Annotated in this window: 11 protein-coding genes; 4 read left to right on the top strand and 7 right to left on the bottom strand. The window is 70.9% G+C overall.

Features of this window, described 5'->3' with window-relative positions; translation table 11 throughout:
- The first annotated feature begins 21 nt into the window (after window positions 1-21).
- Both mnmA and AB0I03_RS01050 read left to right on the top strand, forming a co-directional pair.
- Complete coding sequence (mnmA, locus tag AB0I03_RS01055; RefSeq protein ID WP_360405882.1) at window positions 22-1,146, top strand: tRNA 2-thiouridine(34) synthase MnmA; 1,125 nt, start codon at window positions 22-24, stop codon at window positions 1,144-1,146.
- Entirely contained in the window at window positions 1,139-2,161 is a 1,023-nt protein-coding gene (locus AB0I03_RS01050; RefSeq protein WP_360404361.1) for a methionine synthase, read from the top strand. The genes mnmA and AB0I03_RS01050 overlap by 8 nt, the downstream gene beginning before the upstream one ends.
- An 8-nt stretch (window positions 2,162-2,169) precedes the next feature.
- Here AB0I03_RS01050 and AB0I03_RS01045 read toward each other — a convergent pair whose 3' ends face one another.
- Window positions 2,170-2,829, bottom strand: coding sequence for a sulfotransferase family protein (locus AB0I03_RS01045; protein WP_360404358.1), 660 nt, complete (start codon window positions 2,827-2,829; stop codon window positions 2,170-2,172).
- 133 nt (window positions 2,830-2,962) lie between these two features.
- Entirely contained in the window at window positions 2,963-5,479 is a 2,517-nt protein-coding gene (locus tag AB0I03_RS01040; protein ID WP_360404355.1) for a DUF4153 domain-containing protein, read from the bottom strand.
- A gap of 178 nt (window positions 5,480-5,657) precedes the next feature.
- Here AB0I03_RS01040 and AB0I03_RS01035 point away from each other — a divergent pair, with 178 nt between their 5' ends.
- Entirely contained in the window at window positions 5,658-6,398 is a 741-nt protein-coding gene (locus AB0I03_RS01035) for a VIT family protein (RefSeq protein WP_360404352.1), read from the top strand.
- 6 nt (window positions 6,399-6,404) lie between these two features.
- Here AB0I03_RS01035 and AB0I03_RS01030 read toward each other — a convergent pair whose 3' ends face one another.
- From AB0I03_RS01030 to AB0I03_RS01010, 5 genes are all read right to left on the bottom strand, one after another.
- On the bottom strand, window positions 6,405-7,421 hold the full coding sequence (locus tag AB0I03_RS01030) for a magnesium and cobalt transport protein CorA (RefSeq protein ID WP_360404349.1): 1,017 nt from the start codon (window positions 7,419-7,421) through the stop codon (window positions 6,405-6,407).
- A 52-nt stretch (window positions 7,422-7,473) separates the two neighbouring features.
- The gene (locus tag AB0I03_RS01025; protein ID WP_360404346.1) at window positions 7,474-8,100 is read right to left on the bottom strand and encodes a TetR family transcriptional regulator; all 627 of its coding nucleotides are present in this window, start codon (window positions 8,098-8,100) and stop codon (window positions 7,474-7,476) included.
- A 9-nt stretch (window positions 8,101-8,109) separates the two neighbouring features.
- The gene (locus AB0I03_RS01020) at window positions 8,110-8,847 is read right to left on the bottom strand and encodes an ABC transporter permease (RefSeq protein ID WP_360404343.1); all 738 of its coding nucleotides are present in this window, start codon (window positions 8,845-8,847) and stop codon (window positions 8,110-8,112) included.
- Window position 8,848: 1 nt separating this feature from the next.
- Window positions 8,849-9,580: an ABC transporter ATP-binding protein gene (locus tag AB0I03_RS01015; protein WP_360404340.1), complete on the bottom strand. Its 732-nt coding sequence runs from the start codon at window positions 9,578-9,580 to the stop codon at window positions 8,849-8,851.
- A 239-nt stretch (window positions 9,581-9,819) separates the two neighbouring features.
- Window positions 9,820-11,256 carry an alkaline phosphatase PhoX gene (locus AB0I03_RS01010; protein WP_360404337.1) on the bottom strand — a complete coding sequence of 479 codons (1,437 nt, stop codon included), beginning with the start codon at window positions 11,254-11,256 and terminating at the stop codon, window positions 9,820-9,822.
- Between the two features lie 213 nt (window positions 11,257-11,469).
- Here AB0I03_RS01010 and ligA point away from each other — a divergent pair, with 213 nt between their 5' ends.
- Entirely contained in the window at window positions 11,470-13,659 is a 2,190-nt protein-coding gene (ligA, locus tag AB0I03_RS01005; RefSeq protein ID WP_360405879.1) for an NAD-dependent DNA ligase LigA, read from the top strand.
- The last annotated feature ends 48 nt before the right edge of the window (window positions 13,660-13,707 follow it).

Here is a 13,707-nt window from a genome sequence, read left to right as displayed (position 1 = left end):
CCTAAGGTTGAAGGCGTGAAACTGCGAGTACTGGCCGCCATGAGCGGCGGAGTCGACTCGGCCGTCGCCGCCGCCCGCGCCGTCGAGGCCGGGCACGACGTCACCGGCGTCCACCTGGCGCTCTCCAAGAACCCCCAGACCTACCGGACCGGGGCCCGCGGCTGCTGCACGATCGAGGACTCCCGCGACGCCCGCCGCGCCGCCGACGTCATCGGCATCCCCTTCTACATCTGGGACATGGCCGAGCGCTTCCACGAGGACGTCGTGGAGGACTTCTACGCCGAGTACGCGGCCGGGCGCACCCCGAACCCCTGCCTGCGCTGCAACGAGAAGATCAAGTTCGCCGCCGTCCTCGACCGCGCCATGGCCCTCGGCTTCGACGCCGTCGTCACCGGCCACTACGCCCGCAAGGGCAATGACGGCCTCCTGCGCCGCGCCGTCGACCCCGGCAAGGACCAGTCGTACGTGCTCGCCGTGCTCACTCCGGCCCAGCTCGCCGGCTCGATGTTCCCGCTCGGCGACACCCCGAAGGACCAGGTCCGCGTCGAGGCCGAGACCCGCGGCCTCGCCGTCGCCCAGAAGCCCGACAGCCACGACATCTGCTTCATCAGTGACGGCGACACCTCCGGCTTCCTCAAGAACAAGCTGGGCACGAAGAAGGGCGCGATCGTCGACGCCGCCTCCGGCGAGGTCCTCGGCAGCCACGACGGCTCCCACCAGTTCACCATCGGCCAGCGCCACGGCCTCGGCCTCAAGCGGCCCGCCGCCGACGGCAAGCCCCGCTACGTCCTCTCGATCACGCCCGTCGACAACCGGGTCGAGGTCGGGCCCCGCGAGGCCCTGCGCGTCGACCGCATCCGCACCGGCGCGCCGGTGTGGCTCGCCGAAGAGCGCACCGGCCCCTTCGCGGCCGAGGTCCAGCTCCGCGCCCACGGCGAGGTCTACCCGGCCACGGTGACCCCCGAGGACGGCGGCCTCACCGCGGCACTCCACAAGCCCGCGTTCGGCGTCGCCGCCGGCCAGGCCCTCGTCGTCTACGACCCCGATGCGGCCCGAGGCGACGCGGTCCTCGCGTCGGGCACCATCGACGCAACGCAGGGCTACGCCGCAGCGAACGCCGAATCGGGCGAGGCCGCGCGTGCCTGACCTCGCCGCCGAAGACCTGTCAGCAGCCGCGCTGCCGACCGGGATCGCCACGGGTATCGGCTCCCTGCCCGGCACGGACGCCCAAGAGGCCGTCAACATCGTCTTCGGGGAGCTCCCCGAATGGCCGTTCCTGCCCGAGCTGCCCGGACGCGGGCTCGGCGCCGACATGATCGGCCGCGGCGCGGCCCTCCTCGAAGGCCTGCCCGTGCAGTGGTGGGCGTTCCGCTGGGAACTGGCCGACCTGCCCGGCCGCGACGCGAGGCGCGCCCTCGACTTCCTCGAACGCGACCTCGACGCCCTCCATGAAGTGGACATTGCCGGTCCGGTCCGCCTGACCGCCGTCGGCCCGTTCACCCTCGCCGCCAACCTGTGGCGGCGCACCGGCGGCGCGATGCTCGCCGACCCCGGCGCGGTCGCCGACCTCACCGCCTCCCTCGCCGAGGGCCTGCGCCACCACATCGCCGCCGCGCAGGCGCGGATGCCGAACGCCGCCTTGTCGATCCAGATCGACGAGCCGAGCCTCCCGGCGGCGCTGGCGGGCCGCGTGAACACCGAGTCGGGCCTGGACTTCTACCGCCGCGTGCCGATCGAGGTCGCCCGCGAGCGGCTGCGGGAGCTCATCGAGCAGGTCGGCGTGCCGGTGGTCGTGCACTGCTGCTCGCCGGACGCGCCGGTGAAGCTGCTGCAGGAGGCCGGGGCGCAGGCGCTCTCGGTCGACCTCACCTTGCTCGACCTCGACGACGTGCCGAAGGTCGACGCCCTGGGGGAGTACCTCGACGGCGGCGGCCGCCTCATCGCCGGGGTAGTGCCCTCGCTCGGCAAGCCCCATCCGGGCGTCGCCAAGGAGGCGGCCGAACGGGTGCTCGGCTTGTGGAACCGCCTCGGATTCAGCCCCGAGCAGCTGCCGCAGCAGGTGAGCGTGGCGACCACGTGCGGCATGGCCGGGGCCAGTCCTGACTACGCGCGGTTCGCGATGGAGGCCAGCCGCGAAGCCGCCGAGCGGCTCCGCGGCTGACGCTCCGTTCAGGACTGCGGTTCGTCAGCGGGTACCCCGCCCGGCGGCACTGCGTTCGCGCGGTCGTTCCAGTCCTTGGTCGTGTTCAGGTACGGGAACGGCGTTTCGGGGATCGGCAGGTCCAGCGCCTCGCACAGCGGCTGCCAGCCGGCGCCGGTCTCGAACTCGACGAGCCGCTCGGCGGGGATCGTCTCGCGCACGCGGTCGTGGTAGCGGTGGTACGCGGCCTCCACGGCGTCGCGGTCGTCGCGCGCCGCGCCCTCGAACGTCTTGTCCCAGATGGCGTCGATCATGCCCATCCAGATCGGGCCGACGAGGTCGGCGGCGGCGTGGATGTCCTTGAGGATGGTGTTGTTGGCGCTCTTCCACCAGGTGTCGAAGCTGTCGCGCCTGGAGAGCACGACGACGGCGTCGGGATAGTGCGCGGCCAGTTCGGCGTGGAACGCCGACGAGGGCCAGTCGACTGCGGCGGCGTAGCCCGTGAACAGCTCGTCCCAGTCGGGGTAGTCGCCTTGCGCGGCCGCCAGGAAGGCCGGCGGGTCGGTCTCGGCGCGGTTGTTGAACACCTCGGCCATGTGGTGGCAGGGGGCGCCGAGGAGGGTCTCGAGGGCGTTCTTGAGGGTCATGGTCCCTGTGCGCGGGAGTCCCGCGCCGATCACTCGCAGCATCCATCGAAGCTATTCGGCCGCAACGGAACTGGCAAGAGCGATGCACGCTCGCGTCTAGACGGGACAGTGCGTGTGCCGGTGGCGCGGCAGCTCAGTGGCCGCCGCGCCACCCAGGGTGACTTTGGACATTCGCTCAGGCAAACGTCGCGTACAGGGACTCCATCTGCCCGGTGAGGTCGTCGGCGGCCGCCTCGGAGACCACGTCGCGCGCGACGCCCGAGATGTACGCGTAGAGGACCAGGTTCTCGGTGGTCCGGTAGTACTGGAACTGCCGCTCCTCGTCGGAGCCGGTCGAGAGGACGTAGCTGTCCGAGCGTTCCTGGACGAGCCAGTCCTCGGCGCTGTAGGCGCTGAGCGAGGCCGTCACCCGGTCGTAGGCGGCCTCCCACGAATCGGTGTACTCGAGCTTCGCCTCGATCGCGACGCCGTCGGCGAAGAACCCGCAGGTGAGCCACGCGGAGCCAGGGGACGTCGTGTCGATGAACGCGTTCGTGGCACCGCTGGGCGAGAGGCCCCACTCGTCCACTTCGTCGCCGAGCCATTCGCTCGTCGTCTCGTGGTCGAGGGAGTCGCAGGTCGCGATCTGGAAGAACCCGGCGGCCGGCGGGGCCGCCGCGATGTCCGTCTCCATCTCCGGCTCCACCGGCGCGACCGTCTCCTGCGCGTCCGCGGACGGCGGGTCGCCGCCTTCGTCGTCGATCCCGTCCTCGCCGAGGCCGTACGTGTCGCCCCAGTCGCAGAGCCGACTGTCCTCGTACGGTTTCAGGATGCCCGCAGCGCGCTGGTGGCCGAGGTTCCAGGCCATGAGGTCGCGCTCGTCGTCGTCGCCGTCCCTGGGCCGCTGGAGTGCGCAGTCGCGCTCATCGCCCTCCAGGGCCGCGAGTTCAGGAACTGCATCGTCGGAGAGCCCGCTGAGGTAGTCGATGTCGAGCCGGCGCTCGTGCTCGATGTTGTAGCGGGCGATGAGCGCGTCCGGGTTCGACGCGGCCAGGGCGAGCAGCGCCAGCGCTCCCGAGGCGAGCACTGCGCGCGGCAGCCATGCGGCGCGGAGCTTCCAGCAGCACACGATGACGAGTGCGAACAGGACCGCCAGCCAGAGTTCGACGGTGAAGATCCACACGCGCATCCGGGTGAGCCCGTACGTCTCGGCGTACGTGTACATGCGGTACAGCGCCGAGGCGACGACCACCATGGACAGTGCGCAGAGGGTGCCGAGGAGGATGCGGGCCGTCCAGCGGTCGGCGTAGGAGCGCTTCGGCGCGAGCCAGGCCGCGACCGCGATCACGACGAGGGACAGCGCCGACACGAAGCTCAACTGCCAGAAGCCCCTGCGGGCGTACTCGGCGAAGGTGAGCCCGTTGGTCTCCAGGACGTACGCCTCGCCGCCGAGGAACACCCGCAGCTGCACCGCGATGAACGCGACGAACAGCAGGTTCAACGCCCCCAGCGGCACTGAGAGCTCGAACCGCGAGACCGTGCGGTGCTCGCCCTCGGGGCGCGTGGAGTCGTAGTTCGGCTTCGCGACCGCCGTGTAGACCCACAGGAGCCCGAGCGGGAACAGGAACGCGGCGAAGAGCAGCCTGAGGATGACCTCGGCCGCGCTGACCTCGGGCAGGAGCTTCACGACGAGGTCCGCGAACGTGCTGTCGGCGGCGGCGAAGAGCCCGCCGAAGACGACGAGCAGCGCGGCGGTGATGAGCGCGACCCACAGGTTGCGCATGCCGGCGGCGTTGCGTTCGTCGCTGCGGCCGTCCTTGGCGCGGCGGCCGCGTTTGGCCCACCGGAACGCTTCGGCCAGGCCTTCGAGCCAGCCCATGAACACGGTGATGGCGGTGCCGCTGAAGCGGCGCTGCGGGGTGAGGACCAGCGGGGTGAGGAGGACCGCGGCGGCCGTGCACAGGAAGACGACCCATCCGGCGTCGCGGATCGCGGCGACCGAGTACAGGGCGGCGACGAGGACCGCGCCGGGCAGCCGCGGCACGAGGTCCGCCCGGTCGCCGGCCGCGAGCGGCACGGCGAGGAGCGCGATGCCGGTGAGCGAGAGGCCGATGCCGACCCCGGTGGAGTGGAACGCGGCCCAGCCGCCGAACAGGGCCACGGCGATGACGAGGACCACGATGGCCGGTTTCGGGACCGCTTCGGGGCGGTACCAGCGGGGGTTGGGCGGCAGCGCGATCGCCCGCTGCCGGTTCATCTGCTCGTAGTAGGCGGCCTGCCGGTGGTATTCGGCGGCGGTCAGCGGCCCGGCGGGGTGGTGCTGCTGCGGCGGTGCGGGGACGCGCGCGGGAGTGCGAGTGCTCGGCGCGGGAGTCGCGGCGGGCGCCTGCTGCGCAGCGGCCTGCGGGGGAGTCGGTTCGGCCGCGGGCGGAGGTTCGGGAGCGGCCTGCTGGGAAGCAGGACCAGCCGCGGCGGGCGGCTGCGGAGCCGCTTGCGGGGGAGTCGGTTCGGCCGGGTCCGGGGGCTGCGGAGCCGATGGCGCCGGAACGGGTCCGGGAGTCGCATCGGCTTCGGGGCGGGAGTCGCCCATCGGCGTCTCGGGCCGGGCCGCTTCGCTCGGCGCCGCATCCTGGGGAGGAACGCTCGGCGTGCCGCCTTGCGCCGTTTCGGCGTCTTCGGGCCGGGGAGCTGGGGAGTCAGCGGGATCGCTCATGAAATGAGCCCCTTCTTTTCGGAGGGAGTGCCGACAATAGCGGCCGTCGTCAACCAGGGGAAGTGTCCACTACAGAGCGTCGCCTGAAGGTGGCGGACAATTCCCCTGATTCCCCGCAATTCTCGGGGTCTTGTGAGAACTCCCACCGGCTGCAACCTTGTGGTTCACTGGAATCGTGATGGCGCAAAGCGGACACGACGACCACGACCACGAAGCGGCGGTGCACAACGGCGGCGGCCCCGGCTCGATCGGCAACCGGCTCAACTGGCTCCGGGCGGGCGTCCTCGGCGCGAACGACGGGATCGTCTCGGTCGCAGGCATAGTCATCGGCGTCGCCGGTGCCACCGCCGACCGGACGACGATCCTCGTCTCGGGCGTCGCCGGGCTCGTCGCGGGCGCGTTCTCGATGGCCGGCGGCGAGTACACCTCCGTCTCGACCCAGCGCGACACCGAGGCGAGCCTGGTCGAAGCCGAGAAGCGCGAACTCGACGAGCGGCCCGAAGCGGCCGAGGCCGAGCTCGCCACCAGCCTCCAGGACCGCGGCCTCTCCGAGAAGACCGCCCGGAACGCGGCCCGCGAGCTGTCCAGCCGCAACCCCCTGCGCGCCCACGCGGTGGTCGAATACGGCCTCGACCCCGACGAGCTCACGAACCCCTGGCAGGCCGCGCTCTCCTCGTTCCTCGCCTTCACCTGCGGCGCACTGCTCCCGCTACTGGCGATCACCCTGCTGCCCCACGGCATTCGCGTGATCGGCTGCGCGGTCGCGGTCATCGCGGCGCTGGCGCTCACCGGCTTCACGTCGGCGAAGCTCGGCGGCGCGCCGCGCGGCAAGGCGATGCTGCGGGTCATGTCGGTCGGCGCGGCGACGATGGCCGCGACCTACCTGATCGGCTCCGCGTTCGACGTCGCCACGGCCTAGGCGGCCCTAGAGCCAGTTGTGGCGCTTGAAGACCACGTACAGCAGCCCGGCCGAGAGCAGCATCAGCCCCATGGCCATCGGGTAGCCGAGCGCCCAGGACAGCTCCGGCATGTGCGTGAAGTTCATGCCGTAGATCCCGGCCACGAGGCCCGGCGTGAACAGGATCGCCGCCCAGGAGGAGATCTTCTTGACCTGGTCGCCCTGCTCGATGCTCGCGTGCGAGAGCTGCCGCATCTCCTCGTTCTGCGCCTGCGTCACGAGTGTGGAGTGGACGGTGAGCGCGTTCTCCAGCAGCGCCCGGAAGGTGTCGGCGCGCTCGACGATGCGCAGCACGTGGTCGAGCACGTCCCGCATGTCCCGCCGGAGCTCGATGTCGACGTCGAACTTGTCGTACCCGGCCTCCAGGGCCCGGAACATCCGCACGAGCGGGTGCGTGGCCCGCTGGAACGCCATCGCCTCGCGGGCGAGCTCGTAGATGCGGCGGGCGACGTCGGGATCGCCGGAGAACAGCTCGTCCTCGATCTCGTCGATGTCGTCCTCCATGCCGTCGACGACCGGGTTGTAGCCGTCCACGACCACGTCCAGCACCGCGTACAGGACCGCCTGCGGCCCGAGCGCCAGCAGCTCCGGGTCGGCCTCGAGCCGCCTGCGGACCTGCGCGAGGTCGGGGGACTCGGCGTGGCGGACGGTGATGGCGAAGTTCGGGCCGATGAACAGGTGCACCTCGCCGAACTCGACCTGCTCGGTCGCCTCCAGGTACCGGGCCGGGCGCAGGACCACGAAGGTGCTGTCGCCGAAGCGCTCGAGCTTGGGGCGCTGGTGGCCGGTGGTGGCGTTGTGGATCGCGAGGTGGTGCAGCTCGAACTCCTCGGCGACGGCGGCGAGCTCGGCCCCGGTGGGCCGGTAGAGGCCGATCCAGGCGAAGCCGCCGTGCTCGTGGAGGTCCTCGAAGGTCTGGTCGAGGGTCACGTGGTGCGACTCGCGCACGCCCTTGCGGTAGATGGCGCTGTCGACGATCGGCATGCGGCCAGTCTAAGGTCGGCCCGCCTCAGGCCCCGAACCGCGCGAGCGCGGCTCACTTCTCCTTGCCGGCCAGGAGGTGCTCGATCGGCATCGTCAGGTACCGGTCGATGGTCGGGCCGATCGTCACCGCGAGCTGGTCCGCGCTCAGGGACGCGACCGGTTCGAGCTTGAGGATGTACCGGGCCACGACCAGCCCGAACACCTGGCTGGCGATGAAACTCGCACGTGCCGGAATGTGGTCGACCTCGCCGCCGAGGATGCTCTCCACGGCCTTCACGATCCGGTGCTCGAACAGCTGCCGCAGTACGAACGACATCGCGGGCTTGGACAGGCTGGTGCGGACCACGGCCAGGAGCTTGTCCTGGTGCGGGCCGTCCCAGATCGTCACGAACGCGTGCATGAGCCGCCCGCCGGCGCCTTCGACGCCGCCCTGCGCGAGCACGGCCGCGACCTCGGGGGCCGGGTCCAGCGGCAGCTCGATCGCGGCGAGGAACAGGTCGTCCTTCGACCCGAAGTAGTGGTGGATCAGCGAAGGGTCCACCCCGGCCTCGGCGGCTATGCGCCGCATCGATATCGACTCGAAGCCCTCGGCGGCGAACAGCCGCCGGGCGGCGGCCAGGATCTCGGCTCTGGTGTCGGGATTGCCGGTCCGCCGTCCGGCGCGCTTCGTTCTGGCCACGCATGCACCCTAGTTCGTGCGCCGCCGCAGGGTCGCGGCTCCGAGGGCCGTTGCGACGAGCGCCGCAGCGGCCACGATCGCGAGATCGCCCCACATGTCGGCGGTGACCTCAGGGTTGAACTGGACCTCGGTGAGCGCCTTGACGGCGTAGGTGAGCGGCAGCGCGTCCGAGACCGCTTGGAGCCACCCGGCCATCTGGTCGGCCGGCCAGATCAGCCCGCACAGGAACAGCTGCGGGACGACGAACACCGGCATGAACTGGATGGCCTGGAACTCGGTGGTCGCGAACGCGGACACGAAGAGCCCCAAGGCCATCCCGAGCGCGGCGGTCACGATGCAGATGAGGAACACCGCCCAGGTCGGGCCGGCGGTGTCGAGGTCGAGGAACAGGAACGCGACCGCCGCGGCGACCGCCGTCTGCGCTGCGGCCGCGGCCCCGAACGCCAGCGCGTACCCGCTCACGAGGTCGAGCTTCCCGGTCGGCGTCGTCATGAGCCGCTCCAGCGTGCCGCCGGTGCGCTCGCGCAGCAGCGTGATCGAGGTGATCATGAACATCAGCATGAACGGGAAGGCGGCCAGCAGGATCAGGCCGATCTTGTCGAAGACCTCGGGAGCGTCGTCCATGATGGCGCTGATCAGGGCGATGATGAGCGCGGGCACGGCGAGGACGAGCCCGACCGTGCGGCGGTCGTTGAGGAGCTGGCGCAGGATCCGCCCGGCGGTGATGAAGGTGATGCGCAGCGACATGTCAGTTCGCCTTCTCGAGTTCGCGGATGAGGTGGAGGAACGCCGCTTCGAGATTCGCGGTGCCCGTGGCGGCGCGCAGGTCGGCCGGGGTGTCGTCGGCGATGAAGCGGCCCTCGCGCAGCAGCAGGAGCCGGTCGCACCGGTCGGCCTCGTCCATCACGTGGCTGGAGACCAGCAGCGTCGCCCCCTGCTTCGCGAGGGTGCGGAACTGGTCCCACAGCTCCTCGCGGATCACCGGGTCGAGCCCGACGGTCGGCTCGTCGAGGACGAGCACCTCAGGTTCGATGACGAGCGCGCACGCGAGCGAGGTGCGGGTCTTCTGGCCGCCGGAGAGGTTCCCGGCGAGCTTGTGCGCATGGTCGCCCATGCCGACGCGCTCGATGGCGGCCATGGCCTCGGAGCGGTTGCGGCCGTAGAGCGCCGCGAAGTAGGCCACATTGGCCTTCACCGAGAGGTCGCGGTAGATCGAGGCGTCCTGGGTCACGTAGGCGACGCGGCTGCGCAGCGGCTTCGAGCCCGCCGGGCGGCCGAGCACCTCCACGGTGCCGGACCGCACCTTCTGCGTGCCGACGACGGCGCGGATGAACGTGGTCTTGCCCGAGCCCGAGGGCCCGAGCAGGCCGGTGACCGACCCTGCCGCGATGCGGGTCGAGACGCTTTTGAGAACGGGCTGCCCGCCGCGGTCGACGACGAGGTCGTCGACGGCTATGGCGGTCTGCGGGGTGGGTGGCATGGGAGCCTCCAGGAATTCAATGGTTGATGAATTCACCGTACCACGTAATTCATCGCATGGTGAAATACTATCCCGAACCGATGCCCGCTCATGGCGAAACCACCGTCCGACGCGCCCGATGCGCCGCTCGCGACACCGGCCGCGTCCATGGGTGAAGACAGCGAGGACCGGCCGCGCAGCGGGGACGATTGCTGCGCGGCCGGCCTTTTCGGGAGGTTCAGTTCTCGGGAGGTTCAGTCCTAGAGGACGCCCATGCTCCAAGGCCCCCAGATCGCGATGGTGCGTCCCGGTTCCAGCGCCGGGTCGCCCAGTTCGCCGCGCGTCGCGCCCTGCATGTTCGCGAACAGCACCTTGCCGTCAGGGGAGAACGTCGCGCCGCACCACTCGGTCCTGCCCTCGTGGTACACCAGCGGGAAGATCTCCCCGTCCCGCGTCAGGCCCCGCATCGCGGGCAGGTCCCGGCTCGTGTCCTCGCACAGGATCAGATTCCCGCTCGGCGAGACCGTGATGTTGTCCGGATAGGACAAGAGCTCCGCGTCAGGCGACTCGAACACCAGCTTGAGCGTGCCGCCCTTGTGCCCGCGCGGCCGGTACTCCCACAGCTGGCCCTCGCCCTCGTCACCGCCCGAAGTGGACGCGATGTACACCGCGCCGTCACCGTAGAAGCAGCCCTCGAGCCGCCCGAACACCGCCGCGCCCCGAGCCCAGCCCTGGTTGAACACCGCGAGCGGGTCCTCCTCGGCGCCGGCCGGGTCCGGGTCGTCGATGTCGACCCACTCCGCGTACAGGCCCTTCCCGGCGCGCTGGCCGGTGCGGGTGTCGTAGTTCCACGAGTCGACGATCTTGAGCATCTGCAGCTGCCCGCCCTCGGCGAGGTCGCCGGGCACGTTCGGCAGGAACCGGTAGAACCCGGAAGTGTGCTGGTCCTCGGTCTCGTAGACCACGCCCGAGCGCGGGTCCACGGCCACCGCCTCGTGCACGAACCGGCCCATCTCCTTGAGCGGCACCGGCTTCGTCTCGCCCTCTTCGGCGGAGGGCACCTCGAACACGTAGCCGTGCTCGGCCGCCCAGCCGGCGCCCGTGCCGGCCGTGGTCTCCTCGCAGGAGAGCCACGAACCCCACGGGGTCGGCCCGCCCGCGCAGTTGACGATCGTGCCCGACAGGGACTGCCAGGCCTCCTCGAAGTGCGGCTCGCCGCGTTCCCAGCGGACGCTCATCGTCGTGGTCCCGCCGCCTGCGAGCTCGTCGTAGCGACGCTCGGGGCTCCCGGCCGGGACGCCCACGCCGGGTTCGTTGCGCTCCTCGTGGTTGCGCACGAGCCGCCATTCGCCGCGCCGCCCGGTCGGGAAGCAGGCCATGCCGTCGTGCGCGAGCGGGGTGCGGTTGCCGTCCCGCATCGGGGACGCGGCCACCGCGAACACCTTGAAGTCGAAGTCCTCGGGGAGCCAGAGGGTCTGCGAGAACCCGGTCTCCGGGTCGGTGCGCGTGCGCTCCCGCAGCTCGCCGTAGCCGCCGTTGTCGGGGCAGCCGCGGTCCTTCTCGCCGTCCTTCGCGTTGGCCGCGCGGATCGACAGGCCCTCCATCGCGGCGACCGCGAAGAGGCTCGCACCGGCGGCGGTCGCGCCTCGGCGCAGGAAGCTGCGGCGGTTCGAGCCGCCGATCGACGTGATCGCCATCCGGACTCCTTTGAGACTGGGCTTTCGAGACTGGGTCTTGCAAGGGGCGTTTCGGGGGTCGTACGGGCCGTACGCGGCCGATCCTTCCGGTCCCCGGGGTAAGTGAGGCAATCACGACGTGAACGCGAGGTGACCGGTTGCATAAGGCTTCGGCCTCCCCGAAACGTCGGACCCAGCTGACACAATGGGGCCGTGAGCACGACTGACGCAGACCTGGACGGCACCGACCGGACCGCAGACCCCGAGTTCTCCCGCGCCCGCGAGCGCCACGAGACGCTGGCCGCGGAGATCACCGAGCATCGGAAGCGGTACTACCTCGCCGAGCCCACGATCTCCGACAGCCAGTTCGACGAGCTCTTCCACGAGCTCATCGACATCGAGACGGCCTACCCGGAGCTGCAGAGCAACGACTCGCCCACGCAGCAGGTCGGCACCTTCTCCGAGGCGTTCACGCCCGTCACCCACCTCGAGAAGCTGCTCAGCCTCCAAGACGTGTTCAGCCTCGACGAGGTCCGCACCTGGGCCGACCGCATCACCGCCGAGGTCCCCGGCGAGCCCTACCTCTGCGAGGTCAAGATCGACGGCCTCGCCGTCGACCTCGTCTACGAGCACGGCCGCCTCGCCCGCGCCGCCACCCGCGGCGACGGCGTCACCGGCGAGGACGTCACCGCGAACGTCGCCACGATCAGCGCCGTCCCCCAGCGGCTCACCGCCGCCGAAGGCTACGACGTGCCCGAACTCCTCGAAGTCCGCGGCGAGGTCTACTTCCCGAGCGCCGACTTCGAGCGCCTCAACGAGTCCCAGGTCGCCGCCGGCAAGGCCCCGTTCGCCAACCCGCGCAACGCCGCCGCCGGCTCCCTGCGCCAGAAGGACGCCGCGAAGACCGCCGAGCGCCCCCTCAGCTTCATCGCCCACGGCCTCGGCGCCCTGCGCGGCTTCGAACCCGAGTCGCAGTCCCACTCCTACGCCGCGCTCGACGCCTGGGGCCTGCCCACCAGCCCCTACTGGCGCGTCGTCGCCACGATCGACGAGGCCTTCGACTACATCGCCGAGTTCGGCGAGCAGCGCCACGAACTCGTCCACGAGATCGACGGTGTCGTCATCAAGATCGACCGGATCGCCGTGCAGCGCCGTCTCGGCGCGACCTCCCGCACCCCCCGCTGGGCCGTCGCGTACAAGTTCCCGCCCGAGGAGGTCAACACCAGACTCCTCGACATCAAGGTCTCCATCGGCCGCACCGGCCGCGCCACCCCCTACGCCGTGCTCGAACCCGTGCGCGTCGCCGGCTCCGAAGTCGAGTTCGCGACCCTCCACAACGCCGACCAGGTGAAGGCCAAGGGCGTCAGGATCGGCGACACCGTCGTCGTCCGCAAGGCCGGCGACGTCATCCCCGAGGTCGTCGCGCCCGTCGAAGCCGCCCGCACCGGCGACGAGACCGAGTTCGTGATGCCCGAGCGCTGCCCCGAATGCGACTCGGTGCTCGCTCCGGCCGCCGAAGGCGACGTGGACCTGCGCTGCCCGAACGCCCGCTCCTGCCCCGGCCAGCTGCGCGAACGCCTCGCCTACCTCTCCGGCCGCTCCTGCTTCGACGTCGACCGCATGGGCTACATCGCCTGCGCCGCGCTCGTCGAACCGCTCGGCGCCGACCCCGTGCTGGTCGACGAGGGCGGCGTCTTCGACCTCAAGATGGAGGACCTCCTGCCCATCCAGGTGGTCGTGCGCGACCCCGACACGGGCCTGCCCAAACCCGACCCCAAGACCGGCGAGGACAAGGTCGTCGCCTACTTCGCCAACAAGAACGGCGAGCCGAAGAAGACCGCCGTCCAGATGCTCGAGAACCTCGAGACCGCCAAGAAGCAGCCCCTGTGGCGCGTCGTCAACGCCCTCTCGATCCGCCACGTCGGCCCCGTCGCCGCCCAGGCCCTCGCCGAGCACTTCCGCGACCTCGACCTGATCGCCAACGCCGACGAGGCCGAGATGGCCGCAGTGGACGGCGTCGGCCCCACCATCGCCGCCGCCATCAAGGACTGGTTCGCCGTCGACTGGCACCGCGCGATCGTCGAGCGCTGGCGCGAGGCGGGGGTGCGGATGCAGGACGACGCCCCCGACCCCTCGGAGGCGCTCCCGCAGACCCTCGAGGGCCTCACGCTGGTCATCACCGGCGGCATCCCCGACTACACCCGCGAGGGCGCCGCGGCCGCCGTGAAGGCCCGCGGCGGCAAGGTCTCCGGTTCGGTGTCCAAGAAGACCAGCGCGGTCGTCGCGGGGGACAAGCCCGGCTCGAAGTACGACAAGGCCGTGGCGCTCGGCGTCCGGATCGTGCGCGGCGAGGAGTTCGCGGCGCTGCTTGCAGACGGCTTGTCCGCACCGGAAACTTCCGATGCCGAGAACGAACCAGAATGATCACAAGTCGGTAACGATCCGTATTCCTCTACGGGGGGAGACTCGTTA

This window comes from Glycomyces sp. NPDC021274, assembly GCF_040641195.1.
Lineage (GTDB): Bacteria > Actinomycetota > Actinomycetes > Mycobacteriales > Micromonosporaceae > Glycomyces.
This window is presented reverse-complemented; position numbering and strand designations above follow the sequence as displayed.